Origin of the sequence: Tessaracoccus oleiagri, from assembly GCF_900103275.1 — a bacterium.
GTDB lineage: Bacteria > Actinomycetota > Actinomycetes > Propionibacteriales > Propionibacteriaceae > Arachnia > Arachnia oleiagri.
Map to the genome: position 1 here is coordinate 356941 of NZ_FNGP01000001.1, position 24899 is coordinate 381839.

General features: G+C 68.6%; 19 protein-coding genes and 1 pseudogene. 11 read left to right on the forward strand and 9 right to left on the reverse strand.

Annotation, left to right across the window (positions count from 1 at the left end):
- Positions 1–45 precede the first annotated feature (45 nt).
- Both BLR46_RS01590 and nhaA read left to right on the forward strand, forming a co-directional pair.
- Positions 46–774 (forward strand): DUF4282 domain-containing protein, encoded by a 729-nt coding sequence (locus BLR46_RS01590; protein ID WP_093248327.1) that lies wholly within the window; start codon positions 46–48, stop codon positions 772–774.
- A gap of 172 nt (positions 775–946) precedes the next feature.
- Positions 947–2284 (forward strand): Na+/H+ antiporter NhaA, encoded by a 1338-nt coding sequence (nhaA, locus tag BLR46_RS01595; RefSeq protein WP_093248329.1) that lies wholly within the window; start codon positions 947–949, stop codon positions 2282–2284.
- Between the two features lie 177 nt (positions 2285–2461).
- Here the strand turns inward: nhaA and BLR46_RS01600 are convergent, their stop codons facing one another.
- From BLR46_RS01600 to BLR46_RS01610, 3 genes are read right to left on the reverse strand one after another with little or no spacing between them, the layout of a single operon-like run.
- Positions 2462–3964, reverse strand: a complete 1503-nt coding sequence (locus BLR46_RS01600; RefSeq protein ID WP_093248331.1) for a dihydrolipoamide acetyltransferase family protein — start codon at positions 3962–3964, stop codon at positions 2462–2464.
- Positions 3965–3977: 13 nt separating this feature from the next.
- Positions 3978–4952, reverse strand: coding sequence for an alpha-ketoacid dehydrogenase subunit beta (locus tag BLR46_RS01605; RefSeq protein WP_093248333.1), 975 nt, complete (start codon positions 4950–4952; stop codon positions 3978–3980).
- On the reverse strand, positions 4953–6026 hold the full coding sequence (locus BLR46_RS01610) for a thiamine pyrophosphate-dependent dehydrogenase E1 component subunit alpha (RefSeq protein WP_093248335.1): 1074 nt from the start codon (positions 6024–6026) through the stop codon (positions 4953–4955).
- Between the two features lie 296 nt (positions 6027–6322).
- On the opposite strand from BLR46_RS01610, the gene BLR46_RS01615 reads away from it, so the two are divergent.
- Positions 6323–8380 carry a bifunctional metallophosphatase/5'-nucleotidase gene (locus BLR46_RS01615; RefSeq protein ID WP_093248337.1) on the forward strand — a complete coding sequence of 686 codons (2058 nt, stop codon included), beginning with the start codon at positions 6323–6325 and terminating at the stop codon, positions 8378–8380.
- A gap of 173 nt (positions 8381–8553) precedes the next feature.
- Here the strand turns inward: BLR46_RS01615 and BLR46_RS14980 are convergent, their stop codons facing one another.
- Together BLR46_RS14980 and argF are read right to left on the reverse strand one after the other, a co-directional pair.
- The gene (locus BLR46_RS14980) at positions 8554–8727 is read right to left on the reverse strand and encodes a hypothetical protein (RefSeq protein ID WP_176761612.1); all 174 of its coding nucleotides are present in this window, start codon (positions 8725–8727) and stop codon (positions 8554–8556) included.
- A complete protein-coding gene (gene argF / locus BLR46_RS01620) occupies positions 8727–9725 on the reverse strand; it encodes an ornithine carbamoyltransferase (RefSeq protein ID WP_093248339.1) in 999 nt (332 codons plus the stop codon). Before argF ends, BLR46_RS14980 begins: the two co-directional genes overlap by 1 nt.
- A gap of 259 nt (positions 9726–9984) precedes the next feature.
- Here argF and BLR46_RS01625 point away from each other — a divergent pair, with 259 nt between their 5' ends.
- Entirely contained in the window at positions 9985–12444 is a 2460-nt protein-coding gene (locus BLR46_RS01625; RefSeq protein ID WP_143008168.1) for a hypothetical protein, read from the forward strand.
- 130 nt (positions 12445–12574) lie between these two features.
- Complete coding sequence (locus BLR46_RS01630) at positions 12575–13336, forward strand: GntR family transcriptional regulator (RefSeq protein WP_093248343.1); 762 nt, start codon at positions 12575–12577, stop codon at positions 13334–13336.
- Here the strand turns inward: BLR46_RS01630 and BLR46_RS01635 are convergent.
- Both BLR46_RS01635 and BLR46_RS01640 read right to left on the reverse strand, forming a co-directional pair.
- On the reverse strand, positions 13303–14118 hold the full coding sequence (locus BLR46_RS01635) for an amidohydrolase family protein (RefSeq protein ID WP_093248345.1): 816 nt from the start codon (positions 14116–14118) through the stop codon (positions 13303–13305). The genes BLR46_RS01630 and BLR46_RS01635 overlap by 34 nt on opposite strands.
- On the reverse strand, positions 14115–14873 hold the full coding sequence (locus tag BLR46_RS01640; protein WP_093248347.1) for an amidohydrolase family protein: 759 nt from the start codon (positions 14871–14873) through the stop codon (positions 14115–14117). The genes BLR46_RS01635 and BLR46_RS01640 overlap by 4 nt, the downstream gene beginning before the upstream one ends.
- A 201-nt stretch (positions 14874–15074) precedes the next feature.
- Between BLR46_RS01640 and BLR46_RS01645 the strand changes: the two genes are divergently transcribed.
- From BLR46_RS01645 to BLR46_RS01665, 5 genes are all read left to right on the forward strand, one after another.
- Positions 15075–16289: an ABC transporter substrate-binding protein gene (locus tag BLR46_RS01645; protein ID WP_176761613.1), complete on the forward strand. Its 1215-nt coding sequence runs from the start codon at positions 15075–15077 to the stop codon at positions 16287–16289.
- Between the two features lie 63 nt (positions 16290–16352).
- Entirely contained in the window at positions 16353–17234 is an 882-nt protein-coding gene (locus tag BLR46_RS01650) for a carbohydrate ABC transporter permease (RefSeq protein WP_093248351.1), read from the forward strand.
- Positions 17231–18148 carry a carbohydrate ABC transporter permease gene (locus tag BLR46_RS01655; RefSeq protein ID WP_093248353.1) on the forward strand — a complete coding sequence of 306 codons (918 nt, stop codon included), beginning with the start codon at positions 17231–17233 and terminating at the stop codon, positions 18146–18148. Before BLR46_RS01650 ends, BLR46_RS01655 begins: the two co-directional genes overlap by 4 nt.
- Before the next feature lie 7 nt (positions 18149–18155).
- Positions 18156–19496 (forward strand): beta-N-acetylglucosaminidase domain-containing protein, encoded by a 1341-nt coding sequence (locus BLR46_RS01660; protein ID WP_093248355.1) that lies wholly within the window; start codon positions 18156–18158, stop codon positions 19494–19496.
- Positions 19480–20382, forward strand: a complete 903-nt coding sequence (locus tag BLR46_RS01665) for a hypothetical protein (RefSeq protein WP_143008169.1) — start codon at positions 19480–19482, stop codon at positions 20380–20382. The genes BLR46_RS01660 and BLR46_RS01665 overlap by 17 nt, the downstream gene beginning before the upstream one ends.
- Here the strand turns inward: BLR46_RS01665 and BLR46_RS01670 are convergent.
- Positions 20329–21618 (reverse strand): hypothetical protein, encoded by a 1290-nt coding sequence (locus BLR46_RS01670; RefSeq protein ID WP_143008170.1) that lies wholly within the window; start codon positions 21616–21618, stop codon positions 20329–20331. The genes BLR46_RS01665 and BLR46_RS01670 overlap by 54 nt on opposite strands.
- Positions 21619–22308, reverse strand: a complete 690-nt coding sequence (locus BLR46_RS01675) for an SIS domain-containing protein (RefSeq protein ID WP_245701445.1) — start codon at positions 22306–22308, stop codon at positions 21619–21621. It lies immediately after the preceding gene.
- A gap of 231 nt (positions 22309–22539) precedes the next feature.
- On the opposite strand from BLR46_RS01675, the pseudogene BLR46_RS01680 reads away from it, so the two are divergent.
- A pseudogene (locus BLR46_RS01680) lies at positions 22540–24840 on the forward strand (nitric-oxide reductase large subunit); the annotation flags it as partial.
- Between the last annotated feature and the right edge of the window lie 59 nt (positions 24841–24899).

A 24899-nucleotide genomic window follows, 5' to 3' on the forward strand; every position in this document is an offset into this window, starting at 1 on the left:
GGCGACGAAAGGGCTCTGGTCTGCGGCGGTGGCAGACTTGCCGGCATGTCGAACGACCAATGGAACAACGGGCAGAACAGCCAGTGGCAGCAGCAGGGCGACGGCGGGTGGGGCCAGCCGCAGCAGTCGGCCAACGAGTGGGCGCCGCCGCAGGGGCAGCCGCAGCAGTCGGCCAACGAATGGGCCGCGCCGACGGGTCAGCGCAGCGCCGCCGAGTGGGATCCGCAGCGTCACGACAACTCCGCCGCCGACTGGTCGCAGCGCCAGACCGGGGCCGGCGAATGGCAGCAGGGACAGAGCGCGAACGAGTGGTCCCAGCAGCAGGGCCAGCAGGTCCAGCAGGAGTGGGGCCAGGGGCAGGGCTGGGGCCAGCCGCCGCAGGGCGGCTGGGAGCCGGCGCAGAACTGGGGACAGCAGCAGGGCGGCTGGGAGCAGCAGCACCAGCCGACGCAGGATTGGGAGGCCGCGGGCTACGTCCAGCAGGGCCACGGCAGCCGGGCCGTCAAGGGGCTCAACCCGTTCAGCCCCAACTTCACCGAGTTCTCCTTGCCGCGGTCCGCGGGGATCATCTACGTCGTGGGGATCGTGGCGATCCTGGCGATCTGGCTCTCGGAGGTGATCTGGTCCCTCACCGACGTGGGCGGGGGCGGGTTCTGGGTCGCCGAGTCGCTCATCGTCGGACTGCTCCGCTCCGCCCTCGCCATCCTCGTACTGAGGGTGATCCTCGAGGGCGTGATCGCGCTCATCAAGATCGCGCAGAGGAAGCCCGAATAGGACTAAAAGACCTTGCCACGCGGCGAGGGAGCGCGGTCCGCTCCCTCACTTGCGCGTGGTGCAACATGCGGTCGCGGTTGGCCGCGTCCGCGTCGGTGTGGAAAAATCGAGACTCTGGAGCGCCGGGAAGTCTGGTCGGCATGCACGTGTCAGTCGACCCCGGAGGACAACCATGTCTGATCCCAACGCCACCATCCTGAGCCGTGGCACGTTCCGCGAGTACTCGCGGATCGAGAAGACGCTCACCACGCAGACCATGGCCGGTGTGCTGCTGCTCATCGCGGCGGCGATCGCCCTCATCTTCGCCAACACCGGCGTCGCCGACGCATACTTCGGGTTGCGCGACACCTACCTCGGCGTCGACTTCGGGATCCTGAACCTGCGCATGTCGATCGGGCACTGGGCCGCCGACGGCCTCCTGGCCATCTTCTTCTTCCTCGTCGGCCTCGAGCTCAAGCGACAGTTCGTCGTCGGCGACCTCCGCAACCCCGGCCGGGCGCTCGTCCCGATGGCTGCCGCCTTCGGCGGCGTCGCGGTCCCGGCCCTGATCTACGCGGCGATCAACCTCAACGGCCCCGAAGGCGCGATGAACGGCTGGGCGATCCCCGCCGCCACCGACATCGCCTTCGCGGTGGCGATCCTCGCCCTCATCGGCACGCACCTGCCCGCCGCGCTGCGCACCTTCCTGCTGACGCTGGCAGTCGTCGACGACCTGATCGCGATCACGATCATCGCGATCTTCTACACCGACGACCTCCAGCTCGGCTACCTCGCCGCGGCGATCGTGCCCCTGGTCCTGTACGGCTTCCTCGCCAACCGCTTCGAGCACTGGTTCCATCGCTGGTTCACCGCCGCTTGGCTGATCCTGCTGCCGATCGGCGTCCTCGTGTGGGCGCTGTTCTACAACTCCGGCATCCACGCCACCATCGCCGGCGTCGTGCTCGCCTTCCTCGTCCCGGTGCACACCAAGGAGGAACACGGCGTCCAGTACTCGCTGTCGGAGACGTTCGAGCACCGCTTCAAGCCGATCTCGACCATCCTGGCCGTGCCGATCTTCGCGTTCTTCAGCGCGGGCGTCGCGGTGGGCGGCTGGTCCGGGCTGTTGGAGTCGTGGACCTCGACGGTGACCCTCGGCATCATCGCGGGCCTCGTCGTCGGCAAGATCATCGGCATCACCGGCACGACGTGGCTCATCACGCGCCTGAAGCACGCCAACCTGGACCCCGACATCAAGTGGGTCGACCTGATCGGCGTCGCCGCGATCGCCGGCATCGGCTTCACGGTGTCGCTGCTGATCGGCGAGCTCAGCTTCCCCGCCGGCAGCGACCTGCAGGACTACGCCAAGGTCGGCGTGCTCACCGCGTCGCTGCTCGCCTCGCTCGTCGGCGCGATCCTACTCATCCCCCGCAACCGCTACTACCGCACGATCGAGGAGAAGGAGCACGTCGACACCAACCTCGACGGCGTGCCCGACGTGTTCGCCGACGACGTGGACAAGCGCCAGCGCTGAGCCCGGCTCGTCGGCCCTTCGAGACGGTCGCTGCGCTCCCTCCTCAGGGACCGAGTTGCGAAACGGTCGCTGCGCTCCCTCCTCAGGGACCGAGGGTCAGAACAGGAGGGCCAGCGCCGGCTCGGCGAGGATCGAGTTGCGAGACGGTCGCTGCGCTCCCTCCTCACGGACCGAGCGTCAGAACAGGAGCGCCAGCGCCGGCTCGGCGAGGATCGAGGCGACGTCGTGCAGGAAGCGCGACCCCTGCTCGCCGTCGATGATCCGGTGGTCGAAGGCGACGGCGAGCGTCGTCACCCAGCGGGGCTCGACCCGCTCGTCGGCTCCCTCCCCGACGACCCACGGCCGGCGCTGGATCGACCCCATGCAGAAGATCGCCGACTCGTTGCCGTTGATGATCGGGGTGCCCGCGTCGATGCCGAAGACGCCGACGTTGGTGATCGTGAACGTGCCGCCGCTGTAGTCGGCGGGCTGGAGCTTGCCGTCCTTCGCCACCTGCACGAGCTGGTTGATGGCCTGCGACAGCTGCAGCAGGCTGAGCCGGCCGGCGTTCTTGATGTTGGGCACCATGAGCCCGCGCGGGGTGGCCGCGGCGATGCCGAGGTTCACGTCGCGGTAGTAGACGATCTCCTGGCGCTCCTCGTCCCACTCGGAGTTGAGCTCGGGGTTGCGCGACAGCGCGAGGCAGATCGCCTTCGCGTAGACCAGCAGCGGGGAGATCCGGAGGCCGGTGAACTCGCGTCGCTGCTTCAGCGTCTCGACGAACTCCATCGTGCCGGTGACATCGACGGTGACCCACTCGGTCACGTGCACGTGGGTGTTGACCGACCGCACCATGTTCTCGGCCGTGACCTTGCGCACGCCCTTGATCGGGACCCGACGCTCGGCGCGCCCCTCGAAGGGGTCGAACCCGGCGCCGAAGTCGCCGAACCCGCTGGGCCCGCCGGCCGCGCCGCCGAAACCGTGGCTGCCGGTGGCGGTGTAGGCACGCTGCTCGCCGCCGAAGGTGGCCTGGTCGTTCATGACGCGGCCCTGTCGGGGCTCCTGCTCCAGCCGCTGGAACGCGAGGGCGGCCTCCACATCGCGGCGGGTGATGGTGCCGTCCGGTCCGGTGCCGACGACGGTGGAGAGGTCAACGCCGAGGTCGGCGGCGTACTTCCGCACGGGCGGCTTGGCGCGGGGGTCGTTGTCCTCCACGAGCACGAGCGAGGACTCCGACGGTGCCTCCCCGGCTGTGGGCAGCGGGTCGCCCACGGCCTCGGCGCGGACCGGTTCCGCCGGGTGCACCTCCTCCGTGGAGCGGCCCGGGGCCCGCTGTTCGTAGGCGCTCGCCATCGCCTCGCTGGCGGAGCGATCGGGGGTCTGCCGGCTGCGGCGACGTCGTCGGCTCGGCGCCTCGGACGCCCCGTAGCCGACGAGCACTGGCTCGGGGGCCTCGTCGTCGGAGCCGTCGTCGATCTCGACGATGGGCGTCCCCACCTCGATCTCGGTCCCCTCGCTGACCAGCAACGACTTCACGGTGCCCGCGTAGGGCGACGGCAGCTCGACGATGGACTTGGCCGTCTCGATCTCCACCAGCACGTCGTTGACCTTGATCACGTCGCCCTCGGCGACGCGCCAGGCGACGATCTCGGCCTCGGTCAGGCCCTCGCCGACGTCGGGGAGCAGGAAGGTCTGCAGCATCTCGTTGGTCCTCTCAGTAGGCCAGGGACTTGTCGACGGCGTCGAGGATGCGGTCCACGCCCGGCAGGTACTGGTGCTCCACCCGCGCCGGCGGGTACGGCATGTCGTAGCCCGTCACGCGCAGTACCGGAGATTCCATCACGTAGAACAGCTCCTCGTGCAGACGCGCGGCGATCTCCGAGCCCATCCCGAGCGAGAGGTGCGCCTCGTGGACGACGATGGCGCGCTTGGTCCGCGACACCGAGTTCATCAGCGTGACCCAGTCGATGGGGCTCAGCGTGCGCAGGTCGACGACCTCCAGGCTGCGGCCCTCCTCCGCGGCGATGTCGGCGGCCTCGAGGCAGGTGGGCACCGTGGGACCGTACGCCAGCAGCGTCGCATCCGTGCCGTAGCGCGCGATCGACGCGGAGTGCAGCGGGGCCGGGCGCGACTCGAAGTCGACCCCGCCCTTGGTCTGGTAGCGGCGCTTGGGCTCGAGGAAGATCACCGGGTCGTCGGAGCGGATCGACTGCTGGATCATCCAGTACGCGTCGTTCGGGTTCGACGGGGTGACCACCTTGAGTCCGGGGGTGTGCGCGAAGTACGCCTCGGGCGACTCGGAGTGGTGCTCGATCGAGCCAATGCCGCCGCCGTAGGGGATGCGGATCACGACGGGCATCGGCACCTTGCCGCCGGTGCGGCCGTGCATGCGCGCCAACTGGGACACGATCTGCGAGAACGCGGGGTACACGAACCCGTCGAACTGAATCTCCATCACCGTCCGGTAGCCGCGCATCGCGAGCCCGATGGCGGTGCCGACGATGCCCGACTCGGCCAGCGGCGAGTCGATCACACGGTTCTCACCGAACTCCGCCTGGAGGCCCTCCGTCACGCGGAAGACGCCGCCGAGCTTGCCGATGTCCTCCCCCGCGAGCAGGACCTTCGGGTCGGCCTGGAGCGCGCGGCGCATGCCCCGGTTGAGGGCCTTCGCCATCGTGAGCTTTTCCATTCAGTCCTCCTCGAAGCTGTCGGCGAATTCCTTGAACTGGCGACGCTGGGCCTCCAGCGCCACCGTCGGCTCGGCGTACACGCCGGCGAACAGCTCGTCCATGGTGCGGTCGGTCAGTTCCTTGATCGACGCACGGGTGCGGACGCCGAGCTCGTCGGCTTCCTCCTCGAGCGCCTTGAGGTGGGCGTCGTCGATGGCGTCGATGTCGCGCAGATGGGCGACGAGCCGGTTGATCGGGTCGCGGCCGCGCCAGGCTTCCTCCTCGTCGCGGGCCCGGTACTTCGTCGGGTCGTCCGCGGTGGTGTGGGCGCCCATCCGGTAGGTGTAGGCCTCGATGAAGGTGGGGCCGTCGCCGCGGCGCGCCCGGTCCATCGCCCATTCGGACACGGCCTGGACGGCGAGGACGTCGTTGCCGTCCACCTGAATGCCCGGGAAGCCGAAGCCGCGGGCGCGTTCGTAGAGCGGGATCCGCGACTGCAGTGTGATCGGCTCGGAGATGGCCCACTGGTTGTTCTGGCAGAAGAACACGACGGGGGCGTTGTAGCTGGCGGCGAAGACGTAGGCCTCGTTGACGTCGCCCTGCGACGAGGCGCCGTCGCCGTGGAAGACCATCACGCCGGAGTTCGTCGACTCGTCGTCGTTGCCCACGAGGCCGTCGAACTGGAGGCCCATCGCGTAGCCGACGGCGTGCAGCGTCTGGACGCCGATGACGAGTGCGTAGGTGCGGAACTTGTCGTTCATCTCCCAGATGCCGGCGTCGGTGCCGCGGAAGAAGCCGAGGATCTGCTGCATCGGGACGCCGAGCGCGAGCGCCATCGAGTGCTCGCGGTAGGAGGGGAAGACGTGGTCGCCGTCGCGGATGGCCCGGGCGGCGCCGATCTGGGCGGCCTCCTGGCCCAGCTGCGGCGGCCACATGCCGAGCTCCCCGTGCCGCTGCAGGGCGATGGCCTCCACGTCGAACCGGCGTCCGAGCCACATGTCGCGCAGGCTCCGCAGCAGATCGTCGGTGGTTCCCCGGAAGGTGAACTCCGGATGGTCGACCCGCCGCCCGTCGGGCGTCAGCAGCTGCACCATGTCGTCGCTTTGTCCGAGCACGCGTGTCCCTCCACTAAGTTACGCAACCGTAGCTTACGTAAGCGTAGGTGCTTTGGACGGGGTCCGCGATGTGCATTCCTCACAAACCTCTCAGGGGCGACTTGGACCCCCGCCGTCGCCGCTTGCCGACGCCCATTCGGCACTTAAGTGCCCGTTTAGGTTTCGACCAGATGAATTTTCGGAGAACTACTTGACCAAAGTGGTATGGAGTCACAAGAGTGGCTCATGATCCCCGCAGCGACAGCGGGACATCCCTCGAACAGGAGATTCTCTCTATGTCCAAACTCCCACGGCGTTCCATCGCCGGGCTGGCCGCAGGTGCGCTGGGCCTCTCCGGCGCGGTCGTCGCCACCGTAGCTCCGACGGCGGCCTTCGCCGTCGATTGCGTCGCACCGAACACGGTCGAACTGCTGTCGTTCAATGACTTCCACGGCCGTGTCCAGGGCGCTGCCGCCCTCTTCACCATCGTCGAGCAGATCCGGGCCGAGGCCGGCGAGGACAACGTCCTGCTGACCTCCAACGGCGACAGCATCGGCGGCTCCACCTTCGTCTCGGCCGTGGCCGACGACCTGCCCACCCTCGACGTCCTCAACGCTGCAGGCGTCGAAGTGTCGGCCACCGGCAACCACGAGTACGACAAGGGCTGGACCGACCTGTCCGGCCGTGTCGTCGCCGCCTCCGACTTCCCGTACCTCGCCGCCAACGTCTACGACGCGGGCACCGCCGAGACCACCGCCAACGTCGCGGACCCACTCCAGGCCTACGAGGTCTTCGAGAAGGGCGGCGTCACCATCGCCGTCGTTGGCGCCGTGACGGGCGACCTGCCGTCGCTCGTGTCGCCGGCCGGCATCTCCGCGCTCTCCATCGGTGACCCCGTCGAGGCCGTGAACCGCGTCGCCGCCGAGCTGTCGGACGGTGACGAGGCCAACGGCGAGGCCGACATCGTCGTCGCCACGATCCACGAGGGCGCCCCCGACGGCGGATCCGATGCCGCGACGAACGCCGCCGCCTCCTCGAACTTCGCCTCGATCTACGGCGACATCTCCACCGATGTCGACGTCGTCTTCAACGGCCACACCCACCAGCAGTACGTGTGGGAGACCGCGAGCGGCCAGCCCCTCCTGCAGGCCGACGCCTACGCCGGCGGCATCGCCCGCGTGACGCTGAGCGTCGACGCCGACACCGGCGAGCTCTGCGAGACGGCCGCCAGCTACGTCGAGGCCCCTGAGGCAGGCGACGCCAGCTTCGCCCGGATCGCGGAGATCAACTCCATCGTCGAGGCGGCCGTGGCCGCTGCCGCGGAGGCGGGTGCCGAGGTCATCGGCAACGCCACCGAGGCCATCTCCACCGCCGGCGACGGCGACGCGAGCACCCGCGACCAGGAGTCGCCCATGAGCAACATGGTCGCGCAGATGTTCTTCGACATGATGAGCAACGGCGACGACGAGTTCATCGGCGTCCAGAACCCCGGCGGCACGCGCGACTCGTTCGACGCGGGCGAGATCACCTACGAAGAGGCCGCACTGGTGCTGCCGTTCGCGAACTCGCTGTTCACCACGCAGCTGACCGGCGAGCAGTTCAAGACGGTGCTCGAGCAGCAGTGGCAGCGCAACGCGGAGGGCGAGGTCCCCTCGCGTCCGTACCTCGCGCTGGGCCTGTCGGACAACGTCTCCTACACCTACGACGAGACCCTTCCCGAGGGCGAGCGGATCACGGGCATCTACATCAACGGCGCCCCGATCGACATGGACAAGCTCTACACCTTCGGCTCAGGCTCGTTCCTGATCTCCGGTGGCGACAACTTCCGCGTCTTCGCCGAGGGCGTCAACACCCGTGACGCCGGCCTCGTCGACCTCACGGCGTGGGTGGACTGGATCGGTGCGCAGGGCGACCTCGCCCCTGACTACACCAAGCGCGGCGTGTCCGTGACCGAAGCGGCCACCGAGATCAAGGTGGGCGAGTCCGGGTCCTTCACGCTCGGCGTGGCGGTCGAGGGTGGCGTCAACCCGGGCACCCTGGACATGTTCCTGAACACGGGCGACAAGGTCTCCCCGCAGCTGCCCAACACCTCGGTCACTGCCTACATCGGCGACGTCGAGGTCGGCTCCGCGGACGTGACCGACGGTGTCGCGACGGTCGAGGTGACCATCCCCGCCACAGGCGTGGCCGTGGGTGACACTTGGATCCGCTTCGTCGTCTCCGACTCGGGCACCGAGGTGCTCGTCCCGGTGAGCGTCCTCGCGGGCGACGTCGTCGATGACGGCGACGACGACGATGATGACGACAACGGTGGCGGCGGGCCGCGTCCCGGCCTGCCGAGCACCGGCAACTGATCGCTGAACCACGAGGAGCCGCTCCCTGAGGGGGCGGCTCCTTCGTTTCCGTCGGTTTCGGAGGCGGGATTTCAAGAAACTTCACTTGCTTGGTGGAGGGCGCGCGTTCTCCTGCGGGGCCCGGAGGGCCTGCGGTCAAGCAAGTGAAGTTTCTTGAATTCCGGAGTCCCGGTCTACTGCGCGGGCTCGGTCGATGGCTCGGCGGGCTCGGTGCGCTCGTTCAGCTCGATCCAGCTGGAGTCGCAGCCCGGGCAGCGGTAGACCGGGGCGCCCTCGACGCGCTCGTCGGTCTGCACGGTGCCGCAGGCGTCCTGACAGGGGTTGGTGGTGAGGAAGCGGGCCGCCATCACTCACCGGCCAGCGTCGCGACGAGTACGGCCTTGATGGTGTGCATGCGATTCTCCGCTTGGTCGAAGACGATGCTGGCGTCCGACTCGAACACATCGTGGGTGACCTCCACGCCGTCGAGGCCGAACTTCTCGTGGATGTCCCGGCCGACGTGGGTGCCCAGGTCGTGGAACGCGGGGAGGCAGTGCATGAACTTCACGCCGGGGTTGCCGGTGGCCTCCAGCAGCTTCGCGTTGACCTGGTAGGGAAGCAGCAACGCGATCCGCTCGGCCCAGGCCTCCGGCGGCTCGCCGAGGGAGACCCACACGTCGGTGTAGACGAAGTCGACGCCGCGCACGCCGGCGGCCACGTCGTCGGTGATGGTGATCCGGGCGCCGGTGCGCTCCGCGATCCCGCGGGCCGCGGCGACGATGTCCTCGGCGTTCTGCTGCTGCTTGGGCGCGACCATCCGCACGTCCATGCCCATCATGGCGCCGGAGATCAGCAGCGAGTTGCCGACGTTGTTGCGGGCGTCGCCGAGGAACGCGAACGCCACCTCGGAAAGGGGTTTGCCGGCGTGCTCGCGCATCGTGAGCTGGTCGGCCAGCATCTGCGTGGGGTGCCATTCGTCGGTGAGCCCGTTGAACACCGGCACGCCCGCATGGGCGGCGAGCGTCTCGACGTCGGACTGCGCCGAGCCGCGGAACTCGATGCCGGCGTACCAGCGGCCGAGCACCCGGGCCGTGTCGGCGGCCGACTCCTTGTGGCCGATCTGCGAGCCGGTGGGGTCGAGGTACGTCGTCTGGCCGCCCTGCTCGCCGACGGCCACCTCGAAGGCGCATCGGGTGCGGGTGGAGGTCTTCTCGAACAGGAGCGCGACGTGCTTGCCCGCGAGGCGTCGCTGCTCGCGTCCCTCGCGTCGTTCAGTCTTCAGGCGCGCCGAGAGGTCGAGCAGGTAGCCCCACTCCTCCGGGGTGAAGTCCAGTTCCTTCAAGAACGAGCGACCGAGCAAATTCATGCGCTCAATTCTTCCAGACACCGCCCGAATCCTCACACAACGTTCAGACGAGTTCACTTCTGGTATTGACCAGAACTGTTCGGTCTGCCTACAGTGAGTCCACGTCTGACGAAGGAGTCGCAAGATGCCTCATCAAGATCCGAGCCCTACCAGAAGGGCAGCCAAAACATTCACCCTCTTCGCGCTGGCCGCCACGCTGGCGGCAGTACACCTCCCCGCTCACGCCGCCCCCGCGCCCCGCATCCAACAGGGCGACCTCTTGATCCAGAACCACAGCTTCGAGGAGGGCCTGGCCGGCTGGACACAGACCAACGGCCGCGGCGGTCCCGCCTCCAAGCAGTGCACTTCCGCGGTCTCCACCGGCTCGGACGGCGCGACGGACCTCCAGACCGCCGTACAGTTCGAAGGCGCTCCCCCATGCGTGACCAGCGGTCTTCTCAGTTCCCCAGTGGATGCGGTGGCCGGAGAGGCCTACACCGTCTTCGCCGACGCCTCGGGGTCCGGAAAAGTCAGCCTCGGACTCCGCTTCCTCGACGAGGCGGGCGCCGTCGTTGAGTCGACCCATTCCGAGCGCATGGGCACCGCCGGGGAGTTCGTCGAGTTCACGGCCACCGCTCCCGCCGGTACCACGGCAGTGGCCGTCGAGATCGGCGCCCAGAAGCAGGTGCGGGTCGACGACGTCCGGATCACCGCCCCCTACACGAACCTCGGGCCGCAAATCACCCGACGAGGCACGTTCCTCGCCATGGCCGCCGGCTATGACGAGAACGATCGCGCCGTGACGTTCGCAGTCGCGACCGGCAACGCCCACCAGCCCGCGGTCCTGGTCGTGACGGACATCTTGACCCAGGAGGTCACGCAGACGGTCGATCTCGTGGGCGCCACCGGGTCCTGGACCATCGAGCAGGCCCCCGACGGGACCGTCTACGTCGGCACTTACCAGCGGCACGGCCTGTACGCCTGGACGCCGGGCGACGAGGAGTCTCGCTTCGTCGGCACGCTGCCGCTGTCCGGCAGCGGCATGGTCTACGGATTGAGCTCATCCCCCGACGGCACCATCTACGGCGGCGGCTGGGGTGAACCCGCCAACGGTTACGAGGGAGCGCAGCTCTGGAGCTACCACCCGGACAGCGGCTTCTCGAAGTTCGGGCCGACGCTCACCACCAGCGCCTACTACACCCGCGCCGTCGCGTACGAGGAGGAGTCGGACTCCGTTTGGGCCGGTGTGGGTACGCGACCCGGTCTCTGGGGCTGTGAGGCCGAGACCGAGGAGTGCACCGACTTCAGCGCCCTCCTCGGCGAAATGATCCTCGGGAGCACCTGGGTCTACGGGCTGACGGCCGGCGACGGCTATGTACAGGTGTGGGGCGGTGACAGCAACAGCACCGGGAATGATGCCCTCGTCATCCTCAAGGTGGGCCGCGACGATGCCGGAGACCTCACCGCCGAGAAGGTTGCCGAGATCCCGGGCGTGATCTTCAATGGCAGCAGCCCGGTCATCGACGGCAAGGTCTACTACGCGAAGGCGAACACCTCCCCCGAGATCCCGCTCTACTCCTACGACGTCGAGACCGGCGTCGAAGAGGTCATCAACGACGCACCCGCAGGCATCTTCGCTCGCCAGTGGGAGGCCATCGACCTCCGCGACCCGGCGTGGCCGGGTGAAAGCGTGGTGGGCTGGAACTCCGGAGCGTGGCTGGCCGCGTACAACCCGGAGTCGGGCAACTTCTTCCGCACGCTCGTGGAGGACATCCCGATGATGAGCACCGGGTTGATCTCCCTGACGGCCGGCCCCGAAGGCCGGATCTGGAGCTCGGGTTACCTCACCGGCGGACTCGGCGTCGTCACGCCCATGCGCGACGACCGGCAGGCGACCTACGTCGTCGGCGGTCAGGCCGAGTACATGACGACGTACGGCGATCGCGTGTACCAGGGCGTCTACCCAGCGGGGCAGATCCAATCCTTCACCCCGGATTCCATCTACGACGGCGCACGGCCGCGTGTGGACTGCACCATTGGCCAGGACCAGAACCGACCGTACGCGCTCCTGGGCCACGGCGACCGTGTCTACTACGGCAGCCAGGCCGGCTACGGGCATGACATGGGCGCCTTCGGCTGGCTCGACCTGGAGACGGGCGAGTGCACCACCATGAGTGAAGAGGTGGGTCACCACTCGATCAACGCGCTGACTGCGAGCGGGGACAAGGTGTTCGGCGGATCGAACATCTACTACGCGTGGGATGGCCTGCCGGTCGACTCCGAGGGCTACCTCCTCGTGTTCGACGAGGCCACGGGCGAGCTCGACAAGCTCGCGCTACCCGTGGACGGCCTCCGCTCCGTGAACGCACTCACGACGGACGCCGACGGGACTGTGTGGGCATACGCCGAGGGTTGGCTCCTGGCGCTCGACCCGGAGACGCTCGAGTGGATCCAGGCCGAGGAGATCCTCCCCGAGTGGAAGCCGGGCGAACGCATCTCTGGTAGCCACGCCTCCATGGCACTGCACCCCGACGGCCGGATCTACGGCCAGGTCGCCCATGAGGGCGTCTTCACGTTCGACCCGGCCGCAGTCAAGGAGACCGGCTCCGCCGGATCCAGCCTGCAGGTCCTCTACGAGGGCAACACCCTGTGGCTGACGATCGACGAGTACGGCAACCTCTGGACGATCCACGACTCGACGCAGTTGCTCCGGATCAACCCGAGGGCCACCGTGGCCTGACGGAAGAATGAGGGGAGGGGGCCGCGAACCGCGGCCCCCTCCTATCATTTCAACAGTGCACTGACGTGCGTCCAAGTCGCGACAGAACCCTGCGAGCGATGCGGAGCACGGCCCGCGAGAAGGGGAAGACATGGCGAGACCGGCCAATCGCTCGCTCGACGATCTCAGGATCCCCGACCGGCTGGACCCAAGCGCCCCCAAGGGCTTTCAGATCCGGGCGATCCTCGAAGCCCTCGCACAACAACTGCCCCCCGGCTCATCGCTTCCGTCCGAGCGGGCGATCGCCGCACACTTCGACGTGGCGCGCATGACCGTCCGCAACGAGATCACCCGCCTGGCCAACGACGGCGTCCTCACGGTCCGCCCGAGCGCCGGCGCCTTCGTCGCGGAGCCGATGCTGAGCCAGCAGCAGCTGGGGCGCTCGTTCTCCACGTCTGCCCACCGCGAAGGCGCCTCGGTCGGGGCACGGGTGCTGGAACGCGAGGTGACCCCCGTCGGTACGAGGCTCGCCGAAGTCCTCGGCGTGAGTGGCTCGTCCAGCGTCCTGCGCGTGGTGAGGCTGCGCACCGTCGACGGGCAGGCCGTCGGCGTCGAGCGCTCAAGCCTGCCCTTGGAGCGTTTCCCGGGCCTGGACGAGGAAGAGCTCGACGACGTGTCGCTCTACGGCCTCATCGAGGAGCGGTACGGCGTGAAGAGGGGCCACGTCGATGCGACCGCGCAGGCCATACTGCCGGACCAGCGCGAGGTCGACGCACTTGGCTGCCAGCCCGGTGACGCGTGCCTGGCGATCACGAGCACGGTCCGCGACGTGGAGGGGCGCGTCATGGAGACCGGCCGCTCCACGTACCGCGGCGACCGTTACGAGCTCTCGGCCTCGTGGGACATGAGCTGAGGCCGCGCGATCCTCTTCCGCTCGTCAAGGCTGAGCAGCGGGCTCACGATGGGGAGCGCGCTGGCTGAAGGCGATTGGAGCGGATACGCCGTGCCGAAGCAGGGCGACACCCCCACGCGCACCAGTTCGGAGACCGCGCCGGTGGGGCCGCCCACGTACCAAAGGTCGAAGCGGACGTGGCGCGGCTGGTCGACGAGCCCCGCGGTCGTGCGGATCTCCGTGAAGTTCAGCCCACTGATGACGATTCCCGCTGGGTGGGCCGCGTCGCACAGGAGGGCGATGTCCGCCGGCGGCGGGTCTGCCCAAGGTATTCCCGACAGCGCGACTCGTGCATCCTCGATCCGGGCGACGACCTGCACCGCCAGCCCGCACTCGGCCGCTTCCCGAACCAGATCCAGCCACGCACCGAGTTCAACCCCTGGCGCCCGCCCCGGGGCGAGACGTACACCGCGTGCGCCCATGTCGGCCCATTCGTGCATGGGCCGACCTTCATCCGGGAAGACCGTAACGAAAGGCGCCGTCCGGCCATGCCGCCGGGCGACGTTCAGCACACGGTCGTTGGCTCGGGCGGCTGCCAGCCCCGGCGCCCGGAGGGCGTCCAGCGCTCCGAGCCACACCTCGGAGAGCCCGAACCGCTCGCAGTGAGCCTCGACAACCTCGACGTCGGCGGCCTCGGACCTGCCCTGTTGCGCCAGCCACGCGCAGGTGTCGACGGCGCGGAGGCCCCGGAAGTCCGCGAGCGGGTCCGGGTGCCCGGGATGGGGCCAGAACGGCGCGCTCACCTCAGCACCTCCCGCAGGAGCCGCTCGGCGTTCCCGCCCATGACGAGCCGGGCGGCCTCCTCATCGAGTCCGGCGTCGAGGACCTTGCCCACGTTCGTGGCCAGACAGGCCATCGTGGCGTCGGAGCCGAACAGGACGCGTTCCGCCCCCAGCGTGGCGACCGCGTGTGCGATTTGGCCGCTCGCCGTCACCGTGCCCGAGGTGTCGACGTGGACGTTCGGGTGCCCGCGCACCGCCTCCATCGCGCCCGGCAAGAACCCGCCGAGGTGCGCCATGACCAGTCGGGCGTCGGGACAGAACGCCGCGAGCCGGGCGACGTGGTGCGCCGTCGACTCATGGGGCAACTGGCCGGTGGCCTTGTCCCAGGCATGCACCAGGACCAGGGCGCGACGTTCGGCGCACGCGTGCACGATGGGGAGCACGCGCGGATCATCAGCCAGCGTCGAGATCCAGAGCTTCACTCCGACGAGGCCGCCCTCCCAGGCGCGCTCAAGCTCTTCGAGGCACCACGCGCCGTGCCGGGGGTTGAGGTAGGCGTAGCCTGAGAACCGGGCGGGTTCGCCGGCGACGAGTTCCTGGGTGGCAAGGTTCAACTGACGCACCTGATCCCTCGTGGGGTCCGCGACGTACTCCCCGATGTTGGAGACGACGAAGTGGTCGACCCCGAGGGCAGCCGCCTCGCGCCGGACGGATGGCGTGAACCCATCGCCCATCAGGTGCGCGTGCACATCGATCGTCCGGTACGCGAAATCCATGTCACCTCCCTATTCCAATGCCTACACCCTATCCGGTATAGTCCAAATATGCGCGAGAGCCGAAGGTGGCCGCGTCGCGGAGGTCGCAAGGTGGAATCCTCCGCGGGTAGTCGCCTTGGCGCTCCCGCCGAAGGAGCTTCACGAGTTATCCAATTGGAGGCACAGTCCATGAAGAACCATACGAAGGCCGTAGGGCCACTGATGGCCGCAGCGCTGCTCAGCCTCGCCGCATGCGGCGGTTCCGAAGCAGCCGATCCCGGCACCAACGGCGGGGACGAGGGAGAGGTCCAGGGCGCCATCTCGGTGCGTGTCTACCCCTTGAAGGACGAGGCGGAGGACAGGGCTTTCTGGGAAGAGCAGATCGAGCGATTCACCTCCGAGTATCCCGAGGCGGAGGTCTCCATCGACGTCCAGCCCTGGGCGGATCGTGAGACGGCGCTCACCACGGCGATCACGGGCGGCACCGCCCCGGACGTCGCGTACATGATCCCGGACGAGCTGCGCCTGTTCCAGAGCCAGGGCGCCCTCGTCCCCCTCGAACTCGAGACGGATGGGATCCGGGAGAACGCCCTCGAAGCGACCAGCGTCGATGGAGAGATCTACGGCGCGCCGGTGCTCATGTCGGTGGTGCCCGGGGTCTGCGACGCCCAGGCCATGGAGAAGGCAGGCATCGAGACGGCGCCTGCCACATGGGACGAGGTCAAGGAGATGGGCGCGATCGCGAAGGAGCAGGGCCTTTACATCACCGAGGTGATCGCCACCAACGCAGCGACGCTCAACACCACCTTCTACCCGTTCGTGTGGCAGGCGGGCGGCAACGTGTTCGACGAGGAGGGAAACCTGACCGCGGACAGCCCCGAGGTGATCGAGGCCGTGGCGTTCATGCGTGAACTCGTGGAGCTCGGCTACGTCAACGAGAACGACGCGACGGCCGGGACTCCGAACGAGCAGTCGTCGATCGGCAAGCGCGAGGTGGTCTGCTCCTTCATCCAGGACCCGGTGAACCTCGAGGGCGTCTGGGGCGATGACCGCGTCGTCGTGCCGCCGCTCACCCACAAGGAACAGCGCACCTACGGCACCGTCGGCTCCCACGTGGTCCTGAAGGGCTCCGCAGAGCAGGACGTCGCCCAGGCATGGGTGAACTTCGTCAGTTCTGCCGAGACCGTCAAGGCACTGGACACCTGGGCGGGTTACCAGTCGCCCCGCGAGGACGTCGACCTCGGTTGGGAAGAGGGCAGCATCCAGGCGGAGACGGCGAAGTACCTGGACGCCACCTTCTCCGGCGAGGCCGTGCCCTATGGGCGCGCGGTGCAGTCCGCGATCGCGCCCCAGGTCCAGGCGGCTGTGCTTGGCCAGGCGACCCCGGAGGAGGCCATGGCCGCGGCCCAGGAGGCGGGCGAGGCCCTCATCCGCTGACCATCGTCGACGAGGTGTCCGGTGGCGTGACGCCACCGGGCACCAGTCCGAAAGGAGCACGGCATGTCGTGGCGCAATCGCACCGTGCGGGCCTCGGCCATCGCGGGGCTGGCCTTCGTCCTCCCGGCCTTCATCCTCTTCATCATCTTCCGGTTCGTGCCCTTCATCGGCGGCTTCACGCTCGCGTTCGCGGAGCGCACGCTGGGTGGCGAGTTCACCTGGGTGGGGATGGACAACTTCGAGCGCTTGGCCGCTGATCCCCTCTTCTGGCATTCGTTACGCGTGACGATCGCCTACACGCTCATCGTCGTTCCGTTGACGCTGGCGCTCGCCACGGGGCTGGCCCTGTTGGTGCGCCGACGATTCGCGGGAGTGGACTTCTTTCGGGCAGCCTTCTTCATGCCGGTGATCACGTCGTTGGTACTTGCGGGCATCATCTTCGTCTGGATCTTCAACGCCGGCGGCCCGGTTCCCCGCCTCATGGAGGCGCTCGGGCTGGGCGGCCAGAGCTGGATCACCGACCGGCTCCTCGCCCTGCCCGCCATCGCGCTGGTCGCTGCCTGGAGCGCCTTCGGCTACTACATGCTCGTCATCCTGGCCCGGCTGAACGAGATCCCCCGCGAGATAGAGGAGGCGGCACTCGTCGACAGGGCCAACGCCTGGGCCCGTTTCCGCTACATCACGCTGCCCGAACTGCGGCAGGTGCTGTTCTTCCTGAGCGTGCTGTCCATGGTCGGCAGCTTCCAGGTCTTCGACGCCGTCTACGTCATGACGCAGGGCGGACCCGTGAACGCGACCTACACGTTGGGCTTCATGCTCTACGACCAGGCCTTCCGATTCTTCGACTTCGGGTACGCCTCGGCCGTCGCCGTGGCACTCTTCGTGCTCGTCTTCGCAATCACACTGATCCAGAGATTCCTGATGGGCAGGGAGGACAAGGCATGACGACAACCACGAAGGAAGCGGTCCAGCCGGCCGTGGTCGACTCGGTCCCCGAGGAGCGGAGGCGTCGCCGGCGCTCCACGGGCGAGGATGCCCTCTTCCGCCCCCGCGGCGTGTTCAAGGTGATCATCCAGATCCTGCTGGCAATCGCCACGGTGATCACGCTGTTCCCCTTCTACGCCATGGTCATCATGAGTTTCAAGGCCCCCACCGCCATGACGTTCCCCGACAGCCTCTTCCCGACCGACCTGACGATCTCGGCCTACGCCTACGTCCTCCAGAGCGACGAGATGCTGCGATGGGCGTTGAACACGCTCATCTACTCAGTCGTCTCGGTGGTACTGGTGCTGCTGCTGTCCTCCATGGCCGCCTACGCCTTCGCGAAGAAGCGCTTCCCGGGACGGACACCGATGTTCTGGATGATCATCGCGATGCTCATGGTGCCGTACCACATCACCCTCATCCCGCTGTTCGTCATGATTGCCGGTGCGGACGGCGTGAACACCTACTGGGGGCTGATCGCACCATCGCTGGCCAATGCGCAGGCGATCTTCTTGCTGCGCCAGTTCATCATCGCCCTCCCCGACGAGTTGCTGGAGGCGGCCAAACTGGACGGCGCGTCGGAGATCAGGATCTTCTTCCAGGTCGTGCTGCCCTTGTGCAAGCCCATCCTGGCCACGCTTGGGCTCTTCGTGTTCCTGTGGCACTGGAACGACTTCCTGTGGCCGCTGATCATCGCGCAGACCCCGGAGATGAGAGTGCTGACGACGGGTGTCTCGTCGCTGATGAGGGAATCACAGCCGCTGAACATCCAGTTGGCGTCGGCGGCGCTCGCGATCCTCCCGATCTTCATCGCGTACCTGTTCGCCCAGCGATACTTCACCCAAGGCGTCACCATGAGCGGGATGAAGGGTTGATCGGCGAGTGATTGCGGAACGCGCGGTGCTGGAGTGCTTCTACGGCCCGCTGTGGAGTGGGTCGGACCGAGCGCGCGTGCTCGAGGTGGCGCGAGCCGCCGGCGCCACCGACTACGTCTACGGCCCGGCCGCGGACGAGCGGACCGGCGGTCGCTGGCGTGAGCCGTACGCCGCCGACGAGGAGGCGCTCCAGGACCTGAATGCGCGGGCCGCCTCGCTCGGCGTCCGCACCACCTGGCGCGTGTCCCCCGGTGCGCCGCTGGATCCGGCCCGCGGTGTCGAATGCTCGAGCATTGAGGACCAGCGTCTCCTGCGCGAACGAATCCGCGATGCCGCCGCGCTCGGCTTCTCCCGTGTGCTGGTGGCCTTCGACGACGTGTCCGCCGCACTCAGCCCGGCCGATCGTGCGGCGTTCGGCCACGACCCCCACCCCCTGGCCGCGGCGCATGCGACGATGCTCAACCTCGCGGCGCGGGCCGCCGAGGAGCACGGCCTGTCCTTCCTGGTTTGTCCGATGCACTACTGGGGGGTGACTCCCAGCGCCTACCGTCGCCGACTGGCCGACCTCCTGCACACGGACGTTCCCGTGTGCTGGACCGGCCCCGGTGTGACGAGCCGCACGATCAGCGCTCGGGACGCCGCGGACGTCGCCGAACAATGGGCGCGCCCACTGTGGCTGTGGGACAACTACCCGGTCAACGACTGGGACGGCATCACCCGCAGCTTCGACAACGACACCGCTCCCCGCCGGCTCCCCCTCCGTGCGCTCCGCGGCCGGGATGCGGCACTGGCCGGGGTGCTGGCCGGCTATGGCACGAACGCCGCCCTCGACCCGCTCGTGACGCTCCCCGCGACGGTCACCGCCCTGCGATGGGCGGCTGACCCGGCCGCGTACGAGCCCGACGGGGCCCTTGCGGAGGCGGCGATCATGCTGGGGTTGGACCCGGAAGCCATCGCCGTCCTTGCCGAGCTCTGCGGCGCCGCGCCGGTCGACGAGGCGCCGGGCGCGATCATGGCGCTCATCGCCTCCACCATGGCCGCGCCGTCGCGCGCCGAGCACGCACGTCAAGACTTGGGGCAGCTGGCCTTGGCGCTCGAGGGTCTGCGCGACGACCCGGGTTTCGGGAGCTGGGTGGCGGCTGCTCGCGGGCAGTTGGACGCTGCTACCTTCGCGCTCGGTGTGCTCGTCGGCGAGGAGGCGCACGACGGACGGCTCGCCGCGAGTGCCCGCGCGCTCCGGGCCGAGCCACGCGCCGTGGCTCACGGCGCCATGACGACGCTCGTCGACTGGGTACTCGGAATGATGGGCGCGCCGGCCCCACAGCACCCGGATGAGCTGGATGGTTGACCTCGCGATCGTCGACATCGGCAAGTCGCAGACCCGTTGGTCGGCGGCGGGGCAAATCCGCACCGCCCCGGGCGCCGACCCGGCGCGCGGCGGTCCGCTCGTCGACGGCCTCCTGCTGGCCCTCGAACCGGTCGCCCACTCGATCGGCCCGGGTGCGGGGACGGTCGTATTCGTCGGTTCCACTGCCCTCCCCGAGCGAGCGGCCGAGGTCGCGGAGCTCCGACACCGCCTACCGGAGCTGTTCGGGGAAGCAACCGTCTACCTCGCAGGCGACGCGGTGCTCGCCCACGCTGCCGCGATGGGTGGCCCCGGCGTGGTCGCCAGCATCGGCACCGGAGTGGCCGTCAGCGGATTCGGTCACGCGGAGCGGTGGGTGCGGCTCGACGGATGGGGTCCCGACCTCGGAGACCGCGGGGGCGCGTTTCACTTGGGGCGAGCCGCCCTCACCTCCGCCTGCCGCCACCTGGACGGGCTCGAACCGGCTCCCGACGTGCTGGCTGCGGTGGAGGCACACCTCGGCCGTACACTCGACAGGGCGGTCGCCAACGACTTCGCGCGCTCGGGCGGGCGCACCGCCGAAATCGCCGCGATCGCGTCATCGGTGGTGTCGTCCGCGGGCGAGGGCTGCAGACGGCTCGTCGACGACGCCGCGACGATGGCCGCCGACACGTGTCTCGCGGCCTGCACCGCGACAGGTGTCGCGCGCGTCAGCGTCCTGGGACGGTTGGGTCGGGCACCGGGCTACCTTGAATCACTCACCTCACGGCTCACGGCGGCCGGCGTCGAGGTGCTCGCTCCCCTCAGCGAGCTCCTCGTGATCGATGCGCGGGTGCTACTGAGCCCCGCGTACCTGGCGGAGAGCCTCGAGTTCGGGCCCGCTGTCTGAGGTCCAATGTTGCGCCGCCTCCATGCAGAGGCGGTAGAACTCGGCCGCAGCCCCTTCATCCACGAGAGCCGAGCGCGCCTCGTAGTGGCCCGCGCGGTAGGCCGCGTCATCCGGCATGTAGCCGTGGTATGCGTCGCAGTAGCCGACCACCCGTACTGGCCGGGGCGACAAGGACATGAGCAGGCCGAAGCGCGCGAACGGCTCAACCGGCAGGAACAGCCAGCGCGCCTCACCGATCGCGAGCCACGACACCGGCAGGTCCAGTTGCGACGGGAGTCCCGCATCACGAATGGCGCGGTCTGCCGCGACGCCCTCGGCGATCGACTCATCGAGGCGACTGCCGCCTTGCACGGGGACACTGACCGGCAGCCGCTTGGGCGACCTCGTCGGGAGCCGCACCGACATGGCTTCGAGCGCGAGCCCACCGTCCAACACGGCACCGGTGGACAGTCCCTTCAGCACCGCAGCGGCGACGAGTTCGCCGATCCGGCGCGCCTCCGCCTCGGTGCGGCCGTGGCGCGAGAATCGAGTGCTCACGTCCCCCGCGCAGCCGGGCAGGTGCACCACGGGCACCCCGCCGCGGTCCTCTCGGATGCGTCTCCGGGCGCTGCCGACCCAATCCGCCGACCACGAGAGGTTGGCGGGGCCGAGCGTCGTGGGATGACACGCATAGTCGAAGAGCACCGCCAGCGTCGTGCCGTGGTGGGGTGTGTTCGAGGCGTCCACTACGCCGAGAGCACCGGTGGTGCGGTCATGGGGGCCGTCCACGTGGTGCCGATTGGCGCCCGCGCCGTCGACACCGGCGACGGCCCATGTCAGTTCACACGGAACAGGCATCAGGCCCTCGGCAGCCGCGCCTACGAGGTCGGCCACCCGTCGGATCTCGCGTTCGTCGACCTCACCAGGGAGCACCGGGTGGATCTGGCCCACCCAGGCGAGCGGCGCAGAATGTGTGTGGCTGGCCACGACCCTGACATGATCCTGCTGCACGCCGGTGGCGCGCTGGACGGCGGCGGCGAGCGCCTGCCGGAGGGGCCGGGTCACGGCGAGGCTGTCGATCGCCACCACCACCACCGACTGACCACCGCGCTCACCCAGGAGCAACAGGTTCGCCTCCAGCGGATCCAGCGTCCCGTCCGCGCGAGCCGTCCGCGCAGCGTAGCCGGCCATCGCGAGGCCGTGTGGCGGCGTGATCTCCACCGATGCAGCGGCGGCCACGAATCTCGCTTCGGACATCTAGACGTTGAGGCTCAGGTAGGTGTCCAGCGGCTCCCCGCGAGCGGCCATCGTCGCCGCCACCTGGACGATGACCGCCTGCAGCAGCAGGGCGCCGATGACGGTGGACGTGGGCCCCACCGGGTGCGGCTCCTGGGCTATGACGGCATCTCCCGGCACACCGCAATTGTCGAGGACGATGTCCGCGACCTCCCAGAGCTTCGCACCCGATGGCGCCCGCGAGTCGACGGCATGGCTGTGGGCCAGCGAGGTGAGGGCGATGACCGTCGCTCCACGCGCGCGTGCGAGTTCCGCCATCTCCACGGGCACTGGGTTCCGGCCCGAGTTGGAGATCACGAGCAGAACATCGCCGGACTGGACGGGATGCACGTCGAGCAGCGTCGCGGCCAGGCCGGGCAGACGCTCGAGCAGGGAGCTCTTCTCGAGGCCCTCGTGCAGCATCAGGGAGGGCTCGAGGATGGGTGTCACGTCCCGCAGCCCCCCCGCCCTGCCGAAGATCTCCTCCACGAGAGTGTGGGAGTGCCCGGTCCCGAACGCCCAGAACCGACGCCCGTCCTCCAACGCCCGACACACCGCCTCGGCCGCTTCGACAACTTTCACCCTCTGCGTCTCCGCTGCCCGCGCTGCGATGCCGAGCGTGACGTCCATGTATTCCGCGGCTCCTCGCTGCTCCTCGGCACGAATGTCCACAGGCCTCTCCTTCACAACGGTATAGACCACAATACTCGTCGACGCGCCCGCTGTCAGCCCGCCGAAGGGAGTGAGAACAGGACGAGCGGGCGACCCTCGATCCGTGATAGCTTCGCTCCGGACATTTCTCCAAATTCATTGTAAAAATGTCGTGAGCTTGTCATTGATTAGTCTCCGGCACATACCCGACGGGCAGTCGGCCCGTCGACCACAACGGAGGTGGTGGACAGCATGAGCCTCGTCGACAAGAGCGCCGAGGGGCGGCCGACAAAGGCTGAACTCGCGATATCCAAGGGCTGGGTCCAGGGTGTGGCCCTGGTCATGGTCTTCGGCTTCATGGTGATGGGCATCCTCGCCTACCGCACGTACAGCGACTCGATGCCGCTGCCGACGCAGGTGGTGGCCGAGGGCGGCGAGGTGGTCTTCACGCAGGAGGAGATCACCGAGGGCCAGCAGATCTTCCTGCGCCGCGGCCTGCAGCAGTACGGCTCGATCGTCGGCCACGGCGCCTACCTGGGCCCGGACTACACCGCGGAGTACCTGCGGCTGGCCAGCGAGCACGTGCACGAGCAGCTCGCCGCCCAGGGCGTCCAGGACCCGTCGACGGCGACCTCGGAGCTCATGCGGACCAACCGCTACGACGAGTCCAGCGGCGTCCTGACCTACACGCCCGAGCAGGTGAGCGCCTTCGAGGAGATCCGCGACTACTACGCGGAATTCTTCGGCGTGCCGACGACCGAGCACGGCCTCCTGCCCTCCAAGATCACCGACCCCCAGGAGATCCACGACCTCACCGCGTTCTTCAGCTGGACCGCCTGGGCCAGCGCGGCCGAGCGTCCCGGGCTGGGCTACTCCTACACCAACAACTGGCCGCCGGAGCCCCGCGTCGACAACACGCCCACCGCGGACATCCTCGTCTGGTCCGGGATCTCGCTCGTCGCGCTGCTGGGCGGCCTCGGCCTCCTGTTCGCCATCTACGGTCGCTGGAGCAAGAAGATCGGCTGGCACGGATCCGAGACGCCGTCGCTGCGGTTCCACCAGCCCGGCGACGTCGGCATCACCAAGGCGCAGAAGGCCACTGCCTGGTTCTTCTTCGTCGTGTCCCTCCTCTTCCTCGCCCAGGCCACCCTGGGTGCCGGCGTGGAGCACTACCGTGCGGAGCTCGACAGCTTCTTCGGCCTCGACCTCGCGCAAATCCTCCCCTACAACCTGGGCCGCACCTGGCACGTACAGTTGTCGTTGCTGTGGACCGCCGCGGCGTTCCTCGCCGCCGCGATCTTCCTCGCGCCGATCATCTCCGGGCGCGAGCCCAAGCGGCAGCACTGGCTCGCCTACGGCCTGCTCGGCGCACTCGCGCTGGTCGTGGTCGGCACGCTAGGCGGCACCGCGATCAGCACCTTCGGCCCCGACTGGGCGAAGGGCTCGATCTTCTTCGACCAGCAGTGGGAGTACCTCGACCTGCCGCGCTTCTGGCAGATCCTCCTGGTGATCGGGCTGTTCCTCTGGATCCTGATCATCTACCGGGCGATCCGCTCCCGCCTGCGCAGCGAGTCGAAGTTCAACATGCCGTGGCTGTTCTTCTACGCCGGCCTCGCGATCCCCTCGTTCTACGCCGTCGGCCTGCTGGCCGGCACCGAGACGCACCTCACCGTCGCCGAGTTCTGGCGCTTCTGGGTGGTGCACCTGTGGGTGGAGGACTTCCTGGAGCTGTTCACCACCGTGATGGTGGCCTACATCTTCGTGATGCTCGGCGTCGTCCGCCGCAAGATCGCCATCCAGATCATCTTCCTCGACGTCATCCTCTACTCCGCGGGCGGCGTCATCGGAACGATGCACCACCTGTACTTCTCCGGCACGCCGGTGGAGCACATGGCCCTCGGTGCGTTCTTCTCGGCGCTGGAGGTCATCCCGCTGACGTTCCTGACGGTCGAGGCGTGGACGTTCCTGCAGCTGGGCTCGAGCCAGGAGTCGCGCAGCAGCGCCCCGTTCCCGCACCGCTGGGCGGTGATGTTCCTCGTCGCCGTGGGTTTCTGGAACTTCGTCGGCGCGGGCGTGTTCGGGTTCCTCGTGAACCTGCCGATCGTGTCGTACTACCAGATCGGCACCGCCCTGACCGCCAACCACGCTCACGGCGCCATGATGGGCGTGTACGGCATGATGGCCGTCGGCCTGGCGCTGTTCGCGCTGCGCTACATCATCCCGCCGAACCGCTGGCCGGAGAAGCTCGCGAAACTGTCGTTCTGGTCGCTCAACATCGGCCTCGCGTGGATGGTGTTCGCCACCCTCGCCCCGCTCGGCGTGCTGCAGCTGTGGCACTCGGTCAACACCGGCTACTTCGAGGCCCGCACCCTCGGCTACATCGCCCAGCCCGGCAACGCGATCCTCGAGTGGATGCGCATGCCCGGTGACGTGGTGTTCCTCGTCGGCGGCATCCTGCCGTTCGTCTGGATCTGCTGGCTCGGCATCCGCCACGGCCTCCCCGCCACGGTCACGACGATGGAGCCCGAGACCCTGTTCGTGGTCGAGCACCCGCAGGCCCGCGAGGACCGCACCGGCCTCGCCCAGACGACCACGAGCAGGCCGCTGGCCAC

Bases quoted from the DNA above. Each gene is read 5' to 3' on its own strand.
- BLR46_RS01640 (WP_093248347.1), bottom strand. From the start codon at position 14,873: ATGGATTTCGCGTACCGGACGATCGATGTGCACGCGCACCTGATGGGC.
- BLR46_RS01670 (WP_143008170.1), bottom strand. From the start codon at position 21,618: ATGTCCGAAGCGAGATTCGTGGCCGCCGCTGCATCGGTGGAGATCACG.
- BLR46_RS01655 (WP_093248353.1), top strand. From the start codon at position 17,231: ATGACGACAACCACGAAGGAAGCGGTCCAGCCGGCCGTGGTCGACTCG.
- BLR46_RS14980 (WP_176761612.1), bottom strand. From the start codon at position 8,727: ATGGCGGCCCGCTTCCTCACCACCAACCCCTGTCAGGACGCCTGCGGC.
- BLR46_RS01665 (WP_143008169.1), top strand. From the start codon at position 19,480: ATGAGCTGGATGGTTGACCTCGCGATCGTCGACATCGGCAAGTCGCAG.
- BLR46_RS01605 (WP_093248333.1), bottom strand. From the start codon at position 4,952: ATGGAAAAGCTCACGATGGCGAAGGCCCTCAACCGGGGCATGCGCCGC.
- nhaA (WP_093248329.1), top strand. From the start codon at position 947: ATGTCTGATCCCAACGCCACCATCCTGAGCCGTGGCACGTTCCGCGAG.
- BLR46_RS01615 (WP_093248337.1), top strand. From the start codon at position 6,323: ATGTCCAAACTCCCACGGCGTTCCATCGCCGGGCTGGCCGCAGGTGCG.
- BLR46_RS01610 (WP_093248335.1), bottom strand. From the start codon at position 6,026: ATGGTGCAGCTGCTGACGCCCGACGGGCGGCGGGTCGACCATCCGGAG.
- BLR46_RS01630 (WP_093248343.1), top strand. From the start codon at position 12,575: ATGGCGAGACCGGCCAATCGCTCGCTCGACGATCTCAGGATCCCCGAC.
- BLR46_RS01650 (WP_093248351.1), top strand. From the start codon at position 16,353: ATGTCGTGGCGCAATCGCACCGTGCGGGCCTCGGCCATCGCGGGGCTG.
- BLR46_RS01590 (WP_093248327.1), top strand. From the start codon at position 46: ATGTCGAACGACCAATGGAACAACGGGCAGAACAGCCAGTGGCAGCAG.
- BLR46_RS01600 (WP_093248331.1), bottom strand. From the start codon at position 3,964: ATGCTGCAGACCTTCCTGCTCCCCGACGTCGGCGAGGGCCTGACCGAG.
- BLR46_RS01645 (WP_176761613.1), top strand. From the start codon at position 15,075: ATGGCCGCAGCGCTGCTCAGCCTCGCCGCATGCGGCGGTTCCGAAGCA.
- argF (WP_093248339.1), bottom strand. From the start codon at position 9,725: ATGAATTTGCTCGGTCGCTCGTTCTTGAAGGAACTGGACTTCACCCCG.